Source organism: Kitasatospora sp. NPDC004240, assembly GCF_053603215.1.
This window is the reverse complement of record NZ_JBSGFD010000184.1, coordinates 1-16101: the sequence shown is the minus strand read 5'-3', so window position 1 is coordinate 16101 and position 16101 is coordinate 1. Positions and strand designations below refer to the sequence as shown.

Genomic DNA, 16101 nt, shown 5'->3' with positions numbered 1-16101 from the left:
TAAGTCAGGTGACCCAGGAACCCCCCTCCAAGTTCATCCCGGCTGAACCGGGGATACAACGAAGCGCCTCACGGCGCGCAGTACCAGTACACCGTGGGCCACGGGGCGAAGTCCTTCGGCAGCTGCCGCCAGGCACACCCAGTCCGCACCACGTAGAAGATCGCATCCACGATCCGCCGCCGCGGATGCTTCTCCCGCCGACCACCCTTCGGACCCACCCGCGCCGGCGGAAGCAACGGCTCCACCAGCGCCCACTGCTCATCCGTCAGATCCGACGGATACCCACCCCCGACAACGCTCACGAAGAGCTCAACGACCCCACCAGCCACGGGACACGGCAGATCTCAAACACGGTCTCAGAAAACCAGGGCCTGCTTGGCAAATGATGGCGACTCAAAGGGCCAGTGCATCACCCTATAGTCGACCACGTTTTAGTAAAGATGTAGATGCGTGCCGGGCACCGATCCCGGGGGCCACGGGTCCGCCGCAGCTCAGGAAGTCATCCGCGTGGGCCAAGATTCAGCGCCGGTCGACTGTAGCTCACTTCTAGCCCTGCGCGTGTCGGGAACCTGACGGAATCAATTCCGATCACCCCCTCGCGAGATCCACCTTCCTGGCTTACCCCATCCAATTCGCGGCGCACGGCTTCGGCAAAATCCCAGGACGTGGTCGAGAATTCGAAGACCCCCACGTCCGGCAGATCCGTGAGTCGAAACCGCACCATGGCCTGAGGCCGCGGCCCGCGACCAGCCCTGGCCTGCAGGCGACGCGCGTCCCAGGAAGACGGACAACCACACGTTGCACCACGACCGGTCGACTCCAGAACGGGTTGGCCGTCGCAGAGATGAACCGTCTTGCCGGCCGATCGCCGAATCATGCTCATGGAAACGGGATCCCTCCCGTCAAGAGTAACGCGCAACGCACCTGCCGGAATTACCAGGTCAACGGCAGAATCGGATGTCGAGGGTTCTACGGAGCCTCGCAGGACCTCACAGACATTCGCGGCATCCATCCGATCATGAATAGTGAGCACCCAGGACGGAGCGGAATCAGGGAGACCATTCCTCGGTTGCGACAGGCGGAGATGACCGGCGAAGCCCGATGGGCACGAGAACGCGGCCGAGGCTGCGTGACCCGCACTGGCATGGCGCGGCCACGTCGCAGACAAGTATGAACAGTCGGGCATGGCGGTTCTCCAGCGTTTGCGGTGGAGAAGCCACTATCCAAGCGACAGCCGATTAGGCCTTGCCGGAGCCTTCAGGTAGGAATGTTCCCGCTGACGTCGGCCAGAGGGCCACGTCCTATTTCCAACGGATGTGCAGCTCTTTCAGCCCGTTCTGGAAGTTGGAGACCAGTCGCTTCGGCGGCGCATCCGACGCCGGCTCCAGGCCGGGCAGCTCGGCAACGACCCGGCGGATCAGGGCCGACATCTGGATCCTGGCGAGCCGTGCTCCCACGCAGAAGTGCGGGCCGAAGCCGAAGGTGACGTGGTCGTTCGGGGCGCGGGTGACGTCCAGGCGGTCCGGGTCGGGAAAGACCGACTCGTCCCGGTTCGCGGAGGCGTGGTAGACGACCACCTTGTCGCCCCTGCGGATCGGTTGCCCAGCCAGCACGACGTCGCGGGTGGCGGTGCGACGGAACTGCAGGACGGGTGGCCAGAACCGGAGCAACTCCTCCATCGCCGAATCGATCAGGTCGTGCCGCAAGGACAACATGCGGTACTGGTCGGCATGGGTGAGCAGGGAATACAGGCCACCGGGAAGCCCGTTTCGCAGGGTCTCGTTTCCAGCGATTCCGAAGAGAAAGAACATCGTTTCGAACTCGGTGGCGCTCAGGCCGGCGTCGCGCATGCGGGCGACGATGCTGCCCGGCGGCGGATCCACGGCGACTGCGTGGGCGTACGCGAACATGTCGGCGAGGGCCGCGCGGGAACGCGGGTTGAGCGGGCGACCGTCGGGGGCAGTGAAGACCGTCGGGCGGCGGTCGAGCGCGGCGCGTCCCATGTCGGTGAGCCGGGACGGGTCGGCGGTGCTGGAGCGGGCGTAGTCCGGGTCCTGGTAGCCGATCACGCGGTTCGACCAGTCGACCAGCAGCTGCCGGTCCTGCTCCGGCACTCCCAGGATCAGGGCCAGCGTCCACACGGGCAGATCAGCGGCAATCGGCACGAAGTCGGCTTCGCCTAGCGGACGGATACCGGCGACGAGTTCGGCGGCGCGGTTCTCGATGGCGGTGGTCAGCTCGTGCAGCGCCCGCGGGGTGAAGGCGGCCGCCACGGCCCGGCGCAGCCGGGAATGGTCGGGAGGGTCCTGGTTGAGCATCATCGTCCGGGCGAAGTCCAGGTCGGCCGGCGTGTCCGGATCGCGGATCTGCGTCCCGCCCAGGTGCGAGGAGAACACCTCCGGCGTGCGCAGCACGTGCTTCACGTCCGCGTGCCGCAGCACCGCCCAGTACCCCGGCCCGGCGGGCCAGCCGCCCACCGCGGGCTCCTCCACCCAGCACACCGGCGCCACCTCCCGCAGCTGCCGGAAGAGCGCGTACGGCACGCCCTCCGCGTACGTCCCGGGCAGGAACATCTGGTTCACCCGCACCTGGTCAACCGTCACACCGCCGAACCGTACGCGCCCGGCCCCCGGCCCGCCAGCCCCGCCCGCGCCCAACCCCGCGGCCACGGGCGGCCGGTGACACCGACGTCCGGACACCGGGGGACCTGTCGACACCCCGTTCGACCGACTCCTGGCCCATGGAACCCGTCTCAAACCTGAGATCCGCGCACGTTCACCCTATCGGGTGCACAGCGCACGACGGAGTGCCTCGATCCGCTCCGCCCCGCCTACCGTTGATCAGCGAGCGACAAGGGGACCGCGCACTTCCCCTTCGCACCAGGCTCGGTGACGATCCGTCACGGCATGCATCCCTTCACAGCGAGGAGGCCTTCCCATGCCCGTGGAGACCAGAACGGCGAACGCCGTGGGGCCCTCGGTGGTACGACCATGAGCCGGACGGCCCTGACCAGGGTCCTGGGCGGCCCCACCGGGCTGGGCACGAGCGGCCTGCACCTGACCCCGCGGAGTTCCCCGCCGCAGGCCGGCGATCCCGTCCCGGGCCTGTACCACCACCCGGTCGCGGACCCCGACCCGGAGCGGGTGGCGGAGGTGGGCCGGCGGATCAAGTCCTGGGCCGTGGACGAGGTCCAGCTCTTCCCGCCGGAGTGGGAGGACCAGTTCGACGGCTTCGAGGTGAGCCGCTACATGGTCGCCTGCCACCCCGACGCGCCCGACGTCGAGCACGTGATGGTCGCCGCCCGGCTGATGACCGCCGAGAACGTGGTCGACGACTGCTACTGCGAGGACCACGGCGGTTCGCCCGTGGGCCTCGGCGGGCGGCTGCTCCTGGCGCACACGGCGCTCGACCCGCTGCACACCGCCAGGGAGTACGAGCCGGACTGGCAGGAGTCGTTGCACGCGGACGCCCCCCGACGGGCGTACCGCTCGGCGATGGAGTACTTCTCGCGGGCGGCGAGCCCCTCCCAGACGGACCGGTTCCGGCACGACATGGCCCGGCTGCACCTGGGGTACCTGGCCGAGGCCTCCTGGGCGGAGACGGACCACGTACCGACGGTCTGGGAGTACCTGGCGATGCGCCAGTTCAACAACTTCCGCCCCTGCCCGACCATCACGGACACCGTCGGCGGTTACGAACTCCCGCCGGAGCTCCACGCGTTGCCCGGGCTCCAGCGCGTCATCGCGCTGGCCTCCAACGCCACCACGATCGTCAACGACCTGTACTCGTACACCAAGGAACTCGCCAGTCCCGGACGGCACCTGAACCTGCCCGTGGTGATCGCCGAACGCGAGGGGCTCACCGACCGCGACGCGTACCTGAAGGCGGTGGAGGTCCACAACGACCTGATGCACGCCTTCGAGTCCGAGGCGGCCGCGCTGGCCGCCGAGCACCCCGTGCCGACCCTGGCGCGCTTCCTGCGCGGCGTCGCCGTCTGGGTCGACGGCAACCACTACTGGCACCGCACCAACACCTTCCGCTACAGCCTGCCCGATTTCTGGTAACCACAAGGAGCTCATCGATGACCACTACCGACCTGCCCACCCTGACCACCCCCACCGTGCCCGGCCCGGCCACCCCCTACCAGGGCGACATCGCACGCTACTGGGACCATGAGGCCCGTCCGGTCAACCTTCGTCTCGGCGACGTCGACGGCCTCTACCACCACCACTACGGCATCGGCGAGATCGACCACGCGGCGCTCGGCGCCCCGGAGGACAGCGAGCGCGAGAAGAAGGTGATCGCCGAGCTGCACCGGCTGGAGTCGGCCCAGACCGACGTGCTGCTGGACAACCTGGGCGAGATCACCCCCGCCGACACGCTGGTCGACGCCGGCTGCGGCCGCGGCGGCTCCATGGTGATGGCCCACCAGCGCTTCGGCTGCAAGGTCGAGGGCGTGACCCTGTCGGCCAAGCAGGCCGAGTTCGGCAACCGCCGCGCCCGGGAGCTCGGCATCCAGGACTCGGTCCGCTCCCGGGTCTGCAACATGCTCGACCAGCCGTTCGGCACCGGCGAGATCGCGGCCTCGTGGAACAACGAGTCCAGCATGTACGTCGACCTGCACGACCTGTTCGCCGAGCACTCCCGGATGCTCGCCGTCGGCGGCCGCTACGTCACCATCACCGGCTGCTGGAACCCGCGGTACGGCCAGCCCTCCAAGTGGGTCTCGCAGATCAACGCCCACTTCGAGTGCAACATCCACTCCCGCCGGGAGTACCTGCGGGCCATGGCGGACAACCGCCTCGTGCCGCAGGCCGTCATCGACCTGACCCCGGCCACCCTGCCGTACTGGGAGCTGCGCGCCACCTCCTCCCTGGTGACGGGCATCGAGGAGGCGTTCATCTCCTCCTACAAGGACGGCTCCTTCCAGTACGTCCTGATCGCGGCCGACCGCGTCTGACGCGTCCGGCCCCGCCGAGGGGGTGCGCCCGTACGTCACGGGGCGCACCCCCTCGGTCAGTTCTCGCCGCGACGGGCGGCGGGGATGACCAGCGGGGTGCCGGTCTCCGGGTCGTCGATGACCCGACAGGGCAGCCGGAACACCTCCCGGACCAGTTCGGCCGTGACGGTCTCCCCCGGCGGGCCCTGCGCCAGGACCTCGCCGTCGCGCATCGCGATCAGGTGGGTGGCGTACCGGGCGGCGTGGTTGAGGTCGTGCAGGACGGCCACCAGGGTGCGGCCCTGCCGCTCGTGCAGCCGGGCGCACAGGTCGAGCACGTCGAGCTGGTGGGCGATGTCGAGGTAGGTGGTGGGCTCGTCGAGCAGCAGCAGCGGGGTCTGCTGCGCGATGGCCATGGCGATCCAGACCCGCTGGCGCTGGCCGCCGGAGAGTTCGTCGACCGGGCGGTCGGCGAGGTCGGCGACACCGGTGTCGGCCATCGCCTCGTCCACCACCCGCTCGTCCTCCGGGGACCACTGGCGCAGCAGCCCCTGGTGCGGGTAGCGGCCGCGGGCGACGAGTTCGGCGACGGTGATGCCCTCCGGCGCGGTCGAGGACTGCGGCAGCAGGCCGAGGGTGCGGGCGACCTGCCGGGCGGGCAGCCGGGCGATGTCGTGCCCGTCAAGCAGGACGGTGCCGGCGGCCGGCCGGAGGGTGCGCGAGAGCGCGCGCAGCAGGGTGGACTTGCCGCAGGCGTTGGGGCCGACGATGACGGTGAAGGACCGGTCGGGGATGGCGACGGTGAGCCCTTCGGCGATGGTCCGCCGCTCGTAGGCGAGGGTGAGGTCGTGTCCGCTGAGCCGTGCTCCGCCGTCCGTCATGGCCGGTTCTCCGTGGTGGGTCGGGTCGTCGATCGGGTCGTCGTGGGTTCCGCGCGCGGCCGTCACAGCCGTCCCGCCCGGCGTTCGGCGGTGAGCAGCCACAGCAGGTACGTCCCGCCGAGCACGCCGGTGACCACGCCGACCGGCAACTGCCGCTCGCCGAACAGGTGCTGCGCGGCGTAGTCGGCGCTCACCAGCACGGCCGCGCCCGCGCACAGGGTGGCGAGCAGGTTGGGCCCGGGCGCCCGGGTGAGCCGCCGGGCGATCTGGGGCGCGGTGAGCGCCACGAAGGAGACCGGGCCCGCGGCGGCCGCCGCGAGGGCGGCGAGCAGGACGGCCGAGGCCAGCAGCGCGAGGCGCAGCCGCTCGACCCGTACGCCGAGGCCGCCGGCCAGCGCGTCACCCAGCTCGACCGCGTGCAGTGCGCGGGCGCAGCCGAGCAGGACGAGCGGCACGGTGACCGCGAGGACCGCGAGCAGCGGTCCGGCGTCCTGCCAGCCGCGGCCGTCGAGGCTGCCGGTGAGCCAGAGCACGGCCCGGGAGGCCTCGGTGAGCCGGGTGCGGGTCAGCAGGTAGCCGTTGACGCCGGTGAGGATCGCGGCGGCGCCGATGCCGACCAGGACGAGCCGGTGGGCGTGCAGGCCGCCGCGCCAGGCGAGGGCGTAGATCGCGGCGCCGGTGACCAGCCCGCCGACGACGGCGCCGGTCGCCAGGGCGAGGCTGCTACCGCCGGCCACGACGACGACCAGCGCCCCGGTGGCGGCGCCCTGGGTGAAGCCGAGGATGTCGGGGCTGCCGAGCGGGTTGCGCACGAGCGACTGGAAGAGGGCGCCGGCCAGGGCCAGTGCGGCGCCGACGGCGAGGGCGGTGACCACCCGGGGCAGCCGGAGTTCGTTGACCACGAAGTCCTGGGCGGGGGTGCCGTCGCCGGTGAGGGCGCGCAGGACCTCGGCGGTGCTCATCGGGTAGTCGCCGCTGCCCAGGGAGAGCAGGGCGACGAGCAGCGCGAGCAGGGCGAGGGTCGTCCCGGCGGCGAGCGCGCGGGGGCGCAGGCGGACGGAGTACCGGCCGAGGCGGATCACCTTCATGCGGCGGCCGTCCTGGTGCGTCGGGCGAGGAGGAGGAAGAACGGTCCGCCGACGACGGCGGTGACGATGCCGACCTGGAGTTCGCCGGGCCGGGCCACCAGGCGGCCGAGGACGTCGGCGCCGAGCAGCAGCACGGGCGAGAGCACCGCGCAGTACGGGAACAGCAGGCGCAGGTCGGGCCCGGTGAGGGCGCGCACCAGGTGGGGCACCATCAGGCCGACGAAGACGACGGGACCGCAGGCGGCGGTGGCCGCGCCGCAGAGCAGGGTGACGGCGAGCACGGCGAGCGCGCGGACGAGTGCCGGATCGGCCCCCAGGGCGCGGGCGTTGTCGTCACCGAGGGCCATGGCGTTGAGCGGCCGGGCGAGGCCCAGGGCGAGCAGCAGGCCGACGGCGACGAAGGGCAGCAGGGCGGTGACCGTCCCGGGCCGGGCGTCGGCGAGGGAGCCGACGGTCCAGAAGCGCATCTTCTCCAGGGCGGTGGTGTCCAGCAGCATGACCGCGCTGACGTAGGAGAGGAGGGTGGCGTTGAGGGCGGCGCCGGCGAGGGCGAGCCGGGCGGGGGTGGCCCCTCGTCCGCCGCCGATCAGGTAGACCAGCACGGAGACGACGGCGGTGCCCGCGAGGGCGAACCAGACGTAGCCGGCGAAGGTGGCCACCCCGAGGAAGGCGGTGGCGGAGGCGGCGGCCGCGGCGGCGCCGGCGTTGATGCCGAGCAGGCCGGGGTCGGCGAGCGGATTGCGGGTCAGGGCCTGCATGACGGCCCCGGCGAGGCCGAGGGCGGCTCCGGCGGCGAGGCCGAGCAGGGTGCGGGGCAGCCGCATCCGGTGGACGACCGTGTACGCCTCGGAGTCCGGGTCGGTGAGGCCGTGCCAGACCTCGGCGAGCGTCAGCGGTTTGGCGCCCACGCCGATGCTGAGCGCGAGGACGGCGGCCAGGGCGAGCAGCGCGAGGAGGAGTCCGGCGGTCCGCCGGGCGGCGCGCGGGGAGGGTCGGCCGGACCCGCCGGGTGGCGCCGTCGGGCCCGGTCGGGCCTGCGGCGGCTTGCTGAGGGTCACGGGTGGCTCCGGATGAAGGGGTGGGGCCCACGCCCCTTTCAACATCAAACTTAGGTTAGGTTAACCTACATCAGTCGCCGGTCGGCGCCGGTCCCGCCCCTGTGAGCAGGCCGTTCCCCGATCGCGCCCTCGAACGCGCCCGCGCCCGTCAAGGCCCCGCCCCCGTCGAAAGAGACCCACCGTCATGTCGCACGCCACCCATGCCCGCCTCGGCCGCCGAGGCCTGCTCGCCGCCGGCGGCGCCACCGCCGTGGGCGCCCTGCTCGCCGCCTGCGGCAGCGGGGGCGGCGGCAAGGCGTCCGGGGGCGCCGCCCCCGCGGGCGGCCCGTGGTCCTTCACCGACGACCGCGGCAAGCAGGTCACCGCCGGGTCCACCCCGACCCGGGTGGTCGCCTTCACCGGCGCGGCCGCCGCCCTGGTCGACTTCGGCGTGGACAAGCAGATCGTCGGCGTCTTCGGCGAGACCAAGGGCACCGACGGCAAGGCCGACCCGCAGGCCGGCGACCTGAACGTCGACAAGGTCGAGATCGTCGGCAACGCCTACGGCGAGTTCGGCCTGGAGAAGTACGCGGCGCTGCGGCCCGAACTGCTGGTCACCCACATGTACGACCCGGACGCCCTCTGGTACGTGCCGGACGAGAGCAAGGACAAGATCCTCCGGCTCAGCCCCAACATCGCCACCGTCACCACCGGCCGGGTGCCGATGACGCAGCCCATCGAGCAGTACGCCAAGCTCGCCGAGTCGCTCGGCGCCGACCTGAAGGCCAGGAAGGTCACCGACGCCAAGGCCCGCTTCGAGGCCGCCGCCGAATCGCTGCGCCAGGCCGCCAAGGCCGCCGGCGGACTGCGGGTGCTGGCCGCCTCCGGCAGCCCGGACCTCTTCTACGTCTCCAACCCCAAGGTCTCCACCGACCTGCTCCTCTTCGCCCAGCTCGGCGTGGACGTCATCGTCCCCGAGAAGACCGAGGCCGACGGCTACTACGAGAGCCTCAGCTGGGAGAACGCCGGCAAGTACGCGGCCGACCTGATCCTGCTGGACAAGCGCGGCACCGCGCTCCAGCCCGAGGACCTCGCCGCCAAGCCGGCCTGGGCCCAGCTGCCCGCCGTCAAGGCCGGCCAGGTCACCCCGTGGGACGCCGTGCCGCGCTTCTCGTACGCCGGGGCCGCGCCGCTGCTGGAGAACCTCGTCAAGGCGATCCGGTCCGCCAAGAAGGTGAGCTGACGAGACGATGACCGACAACCCTGAGACCCCTGACGCGTCTGAGACCCCCGACGCGCCCCTGACCATCGCCGGCCAGTTCCGCTTCTTCGAGGCACGGGTCGTGCGCTCCGAGCGGCTCGGCCCGACCATGGTCCGCGTCACCTTCGGCGGCGAGCAGCTGGACGACTTCGCCTCCGGCGGCCGCGACCAGAGCTTCTCGCTGTTCCTGCCGCACCCCGGCCAGGACGCCCCGGTGCTGCCGCTGGAGGCCGGCGAGAACTGGTTCGCCGCCTGGCGCGCGCTGGACCCGTCCGTCGCCGCCGTGATGCGCTCGTACACCATCCGCGCCCAGCGCACCGACCCCGCCGAGCTGGACGTCGACTTCGCACTGCACGGCGACACCGGCCCGGCCTCGCGCTGGGCCCGTACCGCCGCCCCCGGCGACCGGGTGCTGCTGCTCGGCCCGTACGTCGCGGACAACCGCAGCGCCGGCTTCCTCCCGCCGGAGGGCACCGACCTGGTGCTGCTCGCCGCCGACGAGACCGCGCTGCCCGCCGCTGGCGGCATCCTGGACTGGCTGCCCGCCGGCACCCCGGTGCGCGCCTGGATCGAGGTGCCCCACCCGGAGGACGTCCAGGAGCTCGCGGCCGGCCCGGACCGGGAGATCACCTGGCTGGTCCGCTCCGAGGGCCACCCGTCCCTGCTCGACGCCGTCCGCGCGGCCGAACCGCTCGCCGGCGCCCCATACGCCTGGATCGCGGGCGAGGCGGGGACGGTCCGGGCGCTGCGCCGCCACCTGGTGGGCGAGCGGGGCCTCGACCGGCGGGCGGTGAACTTCTCCGGCTACTGGCGGCGCGGCGCCTCCGAGGAGGACCTGCGCGCCGAGACCCTCGCCGGCGCGGCCCCCGAGGAGGACTGACCCCGAGGAGGACGGAGGACTCCGGGAAGGCTGAGGACCCGGGGAGGACGGAGACGCCCGGGGAGGACTGGACCACCTCCGGCCCGGCTCCCTCCTCCTCGGCCCGGCCTCACCCCACCGCCGCCCGGCGGTTGGCATGATGAGGCCCCGAGAAGGAGGGAGACCCATGTCTGCCGGTGCTCCCCGCGAAGGGCGTCGCCACGTGCTGCCGACCCTTCCCGGACTCGCGGTCCTCCGTCACTACCAGCGCGCCTGGCTGCGCGGCGACCTGCTCGCCGGCGCCACGGTCGCCGCCTACCTGGTGCCCCAGGTCATGGCCTACGCCTCCGTCGCCGGCCTGCCACCCGTCGCCGGCCTGTGGGCGATCCTCCCCGCGATCGTGCTGTACGCCCTGGTCGGCTCCTCCCGGCTGCTGTCGGTGGGGCCCGAGTCGACCACCGCCCTGATGACCGCCACCGTGGTCGGACCGCTGGCCGGCGGCGACCCCGTGCGCTACGCCGCGCTGGCGGCGAGTCTCGCCCTGGTGGTCGGCGTGCTCTGCGTGCTGGCCTGGCTGGCCCGCCTGGGCTTCGTCGCCGATCTGCTCTCCCGGCCGGTCCTGATCGGCTACCTGGCCGGCGTCGCGATGATCATGATGGTGGACCAGCTCTCCAAGCTCACCGGCGTCGAGGTGGAGGGCGAGGGCTTCTTCCCCCAGCTGGCCTCCTTCGCCTCGCACGTCACCGAGGCCGACCTGCCCACGGTCGCCTTCAGCGCCGCCACCCTGCTCTTCCTCTTCCTGGTGGCCCGCTTCCTCCCCCGCATCCCGGCGCCGCTGCTCGCCGTCATCCTCGGCACCGCCGTCTCGGCCGCGTTCTCGCTGGCCGACCACGGCCTGGAGGTGATCGGCGACATCCCGGCCGGGCTGCCCCGCCCCGACCTGCCCGGCATGGACGACCTGCACCGGCTGGTGCTGCCCGCGGTGGGCATCCTGCTGGTCGGCTACACCGACTTCATCCTCACCGCGCGCGCCTTCGAGCAGCCGGGCGGTCCGCGGCTGGACGCCAACCAGGAACTGCTCGGCCTCGGCGCGGTCAACCTCGGCGCCGGCTTCTTCCAGGGCTTCCCGGTCAGCAGCAGCGCCAGCCGCACCGCGCTCGCCCAGTCGGCCGGCGGACGCAGCCAGCTGTACTCGCTCGCCGCCGGCGCCGGGGTCGTCGCCGTGCTGCTGTTCCTCAGCCCCCTGCTGCACGACACCCCGGACGCCGTCCTGGGCGCCCTGGTGGTCTACGCGGCGATCCGGATGATCGACCTCGCCGGCTTCCGCCGGCTGGCCTCCTTCCGCCGCCGCGAACTCCTGCTGGCCGTCGGCTGCCTGGTCGGCGTCCTCGCCCTGGACATCCTGTACGGCGTGCTGGTGGCCGTGGCCCTCTCGGTGGCCGAACTGCTCAGCCGGGTCGCCCGGCCGCACGACGCCGTGCTCGGCGTGGTGCCGGGCGTCGCCGGGATGCACGACGTCGACGACTACCCGCAGGCCAGGACCGTCCCCGGCCTGCTGGTCTACCGCTACGACTCGCCCCTGTTCTTCGCCAACGCCGAGGACTTCCGCCGCCGCGCCCTCGCCTCCGTGGACGACCAGCCGGATCCGGTGCGGTGGTTCGTGCTCAACACGGAGGCCAACACAGAGGTCGACATCACCGCGCTGGACTCGCTGGACGCCCTACGGCTCGACCTGGCCCGGCGCGGCATCGTCCTCGCCCTGGCCCGGGTCAAGCAGGACCTGCGCGAGGAGCTCGACGCCTACGGCCTCACCGACGCCATCGGGCCCGACCTGATCTTCCCCACCCTGCCCACCGCGGTCGCCGCCTTCCACGACCGGGAGGGCGGGACGGCCTGAGACCCCGAGGCCCTGAGACCCGGGGCCCCCGGGCCGCCTCACCTCCGGCGGCCCGGGGCTCAGTCCCGGACCGCCGGGGTGCGGCGGCGGGCGATGAGCTTGCCCAGCTCCCACAGCAGCAGCAGCGCCAACGCCGCCAGCAGGGCCCAGCCGAACTGCCGGGCGTCGATCTCGGTGGTGCCCAGCAGCCGGTGGAACGCGTCCATCTGGGTGACCAGCACCGCCAGGACGAACTCGCCGAGGGCCGCCAGGTTCATCTGCTTGCTGTCGAAGGTCCGGACGGTCAGCACCGAGGCCCGCTCGCTGCGACACTCGTAGGCCGCCACGATCAGGCAGAGCGCGAAGGCGGTGAACGCGATGGAGTTGCCGATCTCACCGCTGTCGTACCGCACCTCGCCCAGCTTGATCAGCAGGAGCAGGGCGATGCTGATGACCAGTCCGGCCAGCCCCACGGTGATCACCACGGGCGCCGTCAGCACCGACTCCCCGCGCGGACGCGGGGTGCGCCGCATCAGCCCCGGGCTCGCCAGGTCGAAGCCCAGCGCGAAACCGAACGGCGCGTTGACCACGAAGTGCACCCACAGCACCTGGGCCGGGGTGAACGGCTCCCCCGCCGCGAGGTTGAACACCGTGGCGCCGAGGAAGGTCAGCACGAAGGTCACCAGCAGCACCAGGACGAACCGGATGTACTTGGTGAGGTTGTCGTAGAGCTTCCGGCCCTCCTCCACCGCGTAGACGATGGTGGCGAAGTTGTCGTCGGCGAGGACCATCCGGCCGGCGTTCTTCGCGACGTCGGTGCCGCTGCCCATGGCGATGCCGATGTCGGCGGCCTTGATGGCCGGGGCGTCGTTCACCCCGTCGCCGGTCATCGCGACGACGTCGCCCTTCTTCTTCAGCGTGTCGGCCAGCAGCACCTTGTGCTCGGGCGCGACCCGGCCGACCACGCCGATGCCGTCGATGCGCGCCAGCCGCTCCGGCTCCGACAGGGCGGCGAACTCGGCGCCGAGCATGGCCTCGCCCTCGATGCCCAGCTGCCGGGCGATGGCCTCGCCGGTGGTGACGTCGTCCCCGGTGACCATCCGGACCCGGATGTGCGCGGCCTGCGCGCTGGCCACCGCCGCCTTCGACTCCTCCCGGGGCGGGTCGACCATGCCGACCAGGCTGGTCACCCGCAGATCGGTGACCAGCGCCAGCAGATCGCCGTCCGGGTCGAACCCCGCCGGATCCAGGTCCCGTACGGCCGCGGCCATCACCCGGCGGCCCTCGCCGCCCATCCGCTCGGTCTGCGCCTCGGCCCGCCCGCGCAGGTCGGCGTCCCAGGGGATGTCCGCCCCACCGGCCAGCGCCCCGGTCACCCGGTCCATCACGGCGGGTGCCGCGCCCTTCACGAAGCACCGGACCACCGGCCGGCCCGAGGCGTCCACCGCCGGGTGGAAGGTGGCCATCAGCTTGTAGCCGGGGTCGAACGGCAGCGTGGCGAGCCGGGGAAAACGCTCCCGGGTGGACTCGATGTCCAGCCCCGCCTTGTGGCCGAGGACGAGCAGGGCGCCCTCCGTCGGGTCGCCCACCACCTCGCCGTCCACCAGCTTGGCGTCATTGGCGAGCAGGTACGGCAGCACCGCGTCCTCGATGCTCGGCGAGGTGCCCGCCGCATGATGGACCTTCCCGTCCAGCCGGTAGCCCGTCCCGGAGACCGTGTAGCGGTCGGTGGGGCTGAGCACCTCGACGACGGTCATCTGGTTCATCGTCAGGGTGCCGGTCTTGTCGGAGTTGATCGCCGAGGTGAAGCCCAGCGTCTCGACCGACGGCAGCTCCTTGACGATCGCGTGGCGCTTGGCCAGGTTGAGGCTGCCGACCGAGAGGATCACCTGGCTGACCGTCGGCAGCGCCTCGGGGATCGCGGCGATCGCCAGCGAGACCGCGCTGACGAAGAGCACGTCCCAGGCCTCACCGCGGCTGCGACCGAGCGCGAACATCACGACCATGGTCAGACCGGCCGCCGCCGCGATCCACAGCGTCAGCGTGTTCAGCTCCCTGGTGAGCGGCGACTGCTCCTTCTCGGTGGCCGACAGCATCCCGGAGATCTTGCCCAGTTCGGTCTCCGCGCCCGTCGCGGTCACCACGAGCAGCCCGCTGCCGTGGGTCACCGGGGTGTTCATGAACGCCATGTTGGACTGGTCCCCCGGCCCCGGGTCCACGGCCGTCAGCGTGCCCGCGTCCTTCGCCGCCGGCACGCTCTCACCGGTCAGCGCCGACTCGTCGATCTGCAGGGCGCTGGCCTCGACGATCCGCCCGTCCGCCGGCACCTCGTCACCGGCCGAGATCAGCACGATGTCGCCCACCACCAGCTGCTCGGCCGGGATCTCCGCCTCCGTCCCGTCACGGCGGACCCGGGCCGTCGCCTGCATCATCGACTTCAGCGCGTTCATCGCGCTCTCGGCCTTGCCCTCCTGCCGCAGGCCCACCACCGCGTTGAACAGGGTCAGCACGATCAGGAGGATCGCGGTGGTCCACTCCTGGATCGCGAGCGAGACCACCGCCGAGGCGACCAGGATGATCTGCATATAGGTGCGGTACTGGTCGAGGAAGCGCAGCCACCCGGGCCGCGGCGTCTCCTCGGGCAGCGCGTTCGGCCCGTTCACGGTGAGCAGTTCGGCCGCCCGGGAGGCGCTCAGCCCCATCACCGGGTCCACCCCGAGCCGGGCCACGACCTCCTGCGGTGGCCGCGCGTACCACGGCACGGGGGAATCCGTCGTCGGACGGCCGTCCTGCTGCGTCATCGTCACTCCTCAACATCCGGCGTCGACGTCCGGCGCCCTCCGGGCCGTGGCCCTCTCCCGGCCGTCGCGGTCAGGCGGCTCGCTCAGCCGGCACGGTGGCGCGCCGCGTACGGGTCGCGGGGGGCGCCCTCGGGCGCCTGGTCCTCCAGCCGGCGCCTGGCCGCGCGGAGTTCCTTCCGCGCCTGCGCGTTGACGGTCGGGTACCGCGGATCGAGATCCATCAGCGTGTGCGCGAGCACCGCCGCCGCACAGATGCGCGCGAACCACTTGCGGTCGGCCGGCACCACGTACCAGGGCGCCCAGGGCGTGCTGGTGGCCGACAGCATCTCCGAGAAGGCCTGCTGGTATTCGTCCCACCGCTCACGCTCACGGATGTCGGCCGCGGAGAACTTCCAGTTCTTCTCGGGCAGGTCGATCCGCTTCATGAAACGGGTGCGCTGCTCCTCCTTGGAGAGGTTCAGGAAGATCTTCACCACCTTGAACCCGTTGTCGGTGAGGTAGTGCTCCCAGTCGTTGATCGCCCGGTAGCGGCGGTCCCAGACCCCCGGCCCCCGCGCTTCCTCCGGCAGCCGCTGCCGGTCGAGGTTCTCCGGGTGCACCCGCACCACCAGGACCTCCTCGTAGTGCGAGCGGTTGAAGATCCCGATCTCCCCGCGGCCCGGCAGCCGCCGCGCGTACCGCCAGAGGAAGTCGTGGTCGAGCTCCTCCGCGGACGGCACCTTGAAACTGCTGACGTGCACCCCCTGCGGGTTCACCCCGCTCATGACGTGACGGATCGTCCCGTCCTTGCCGCCGGCGTCCAGCGCCTGCAGGCAGAGCAGCACCCCGTGGGAGTCCTGGGCGGCCAGCCGCGCCTGGTACTCCGCCAGCAACGACACCCCCGTCGCCAGCAGCTCCGTACCCTCGTGCTTCTTCAGGCCGGCCCTGAAACGCGGATCGAAGTCCTCCGCCAGGTCCACCTTCGAACCCGGCTTCACCCGGAGCGGCTTGATGAACTTCGCGATCCGCTTCGCCCGCTCGTCCGTCATCGCCCGCACCGCTTCCTCTCGGATGGGCGGCACACCGGGCGGCCCACCGCGTACCCCTGCCGGGGCGCCGCGCACACGGGCGTCCCACCTGCCACGCTCAGGCCCCCGGCGGCACCCGTCAAACGGGGCTCCGCCATCCGGATGGCGGAGCCCTCGGGCGGGTGGTGCCCCCTCCGGTTTTCCCGTGGTTTTCCCGGGAAACGCGAGAAACCCCGCCCGGGTGCCCCGGGCGGGGTTTCTCTGAATGATCGTTCGGCGGCGTCCTACTCTCCCACAGGGTCCCCCCTGCAGTACCATCGGCGCTGTGAGGCTTAGCTTCCGGGTTCGGAAT

11 protein-coding genes, 1 rRNA gene and 2 pseudogenes are annotated in these 16101 nt (G+C 72.0%); 5 read left to right on the top strand and 9 right to left on the bottom strand.

Translation table 11 applies throughout. From position 1 onward, the window contains the following. Positions 1–74 precede the first annotated feature (74 nt). The 3 genes and pseudogenes from ACWEQL_RS33880 to ACWEQL_RS33870 all read right to left on the bottom strand — a co-directional run. A pseudogene (locus ACWEQL_RS33880) lies at positions 75–302 on the bottom strand (transposase); the annotation flags it as partial. Between the two features lie 197 nt (positions 303–499). Beyond that, positions 500–1186, bottom strand: a complete 687-nt coding sequence (locus tag ACWEQL_RS33875; protein ID WP_452154217.1) for a recombination directionality factor — start codon at positions 1184–1186, stop codon at positions 500–502. Positions 1187–1301: 115 nt separating this feature from the next. Continuing rightward, a complete protein-coding gene (locus ACWEQL_RS33870) occupies positions 1302–2573 on the bottom strand; it encodes a cytochrome P450 (RefSeq protein ID WP_452154218.1) in 1272 nt (423 codons plus the stop codon). 432 nt (positions 2574–3005) lie between these two features. Here ACWEQL_RS33870 and ACWEQL_RS33865 point away from each other — a divergent pair. Both ACWEQL_RS33865 and ACWEQL_RS33860 read left to right on the top strand, forming a co-directional pair. Beyond that, positions 3006–4064, top strand: a pseudogene (locus ACWEQL_RS33865) (family 2 encapsulin nanocompartment cargo protein terpene cyclase); the annotation flags it as partial. Between the two features lie 17 nt (positions 4065–4081). Continuing rightward, a complete protein-coding gene (locus ACWEQL_RS33860) occupies positions 4082–4960 on the top strand; it encodes a geranyl diphosphate 2-C-methyltransferase (protein ID WP_452154216.1) in 879 nt (292 codons plus the stop codon). Between the two features lie 56 nt (positions 4961–5016). Here the strand turns inward: ACWEQL_RS33860 and ACWEQL_RS33855 are convergent, their stop codons facing one another. The 3 genes from ACWEQL_RS33855 to ACWEQL_RS33845 all read right to left on the bottom strand — a co-directional run bounded on the left by ACWEQL_RS33855 (position 5017) and on the right by ACWEQL_RS33845 (position 7966). After that, on the bottom strand, positions 5017–5820 hold the full coding sequence (locus tag ACWEQL_RS33855; RefSeq protein ID WP_452154215.1) for an ABC transporter ATP-binding protein: 804 nt from the start codon (positions 5818–5820) through the stop codon (positions 5017–5019). A gap of 62 nt (positions 5821–5882) precedes the next feature. Further along, complete coding sequence (locus ACWEQL_RS33850; RefSeq protein ID WP_452154214.1) at positions 5883–6908, bottom strand: FecCD family ABC transporter permease; 1026 nt, start codon at positions 6906–6908, stop codon at positions 5883–5885. Next, on the bottom strand, positions 6905–7966 hold the full coding sequence (locus tag ACWEQL_RS33845; protein WP_452154213.1) for a FecCD family ABC transporter permease: 1062 nt from the start codon (positions 7964–7966) through the stop codon (positions 6905–6907). Before ACWEQL_RS33845 ends, ACWEQL_RS33850 begins: the two co-directional genes overlap by 4 nt. A gap of 184 nt (positions 7967–8150) precedes the next feature. On the opposite strand from ACWEQL_RS33845, the gene ACWEQL_RS33840 reads away from it, so the two are divergent. From ACWEQL_RS33840 to ACWEQL_RS33830, 3 genes are all read left to right on the top strand, one after another. Next, positions 8151–9188: an ABC transporter substrate-binding protein gene (locus ACWEQL_RS33840; protein WP_452154212.1), complete on the top strand. Its 1038-nt coding sequence runs from the start codon at positions 8151–8153 to the stop codon at positions 9186–9188. Between the two features lie 7 nt (positions 9189–9195). Then, complete coding sequence (locus ACWEQL_RS33835; protein ID WP_452154211.1) at positions 9196–10086, top strand: siderophore-interacting protein; 891 nt, start codon at positions 9196–9198, stop codon at positions 10084–10086. Between the two features lie 166 nt (positions 10087–10252). After that, positions 10253–11962, top strand: a complete 1710-nt coding sequence (locus ACWEQL_RS33830; protein WP_452154210.1) for a SulP family inorganic anion transporter — start codon at positions 10253–10255, stop codon at positions 11960–11962. Positions 11963–12021: 59 nt separating this feature from the next. Here the strand turns inward: ACWEQL_RS33830 and ACWEQL_RS33825 are convergent, their stop codons facing one another. The 3 genes from ACWEQL_RS33825 to rrf form a co-directional block, all read right to left on the bottom strand. After that, on the bottom strand, positions 12022–14742 hold the full coding sequence (locus ACWEQL_RS33825; protein ID WP_452154209.1) for a cation-translocating P-type ATPase: 2721 nt from the start codon (positions 14740–14742) through the stop codon (positions 12022–12024). Positions 14743–14825: 83 nt separating this feature from the next. Continuing rightward, positions 14826–15770 carry a polyphosphate kinase 2 family protein gene (locus ACWEQL_RS33820; RefSeq protein WP_452154208.1) on the bottom strand — a complete coding sequence of 315 codons (945 nt, stop codon included), beginning with the start codon at positions 15768–15770 and terminating at the stop codon, positions 14826–14828. Positions 15771–16020: 250 nt separating this feature from the next. Further along, positions 16021–16101: ribosomal RNA gene (gene rrf / locus ACWEQL_RS33815) — 5S ribosomal RNA — on the bottom strand; the annotation flags it as partial.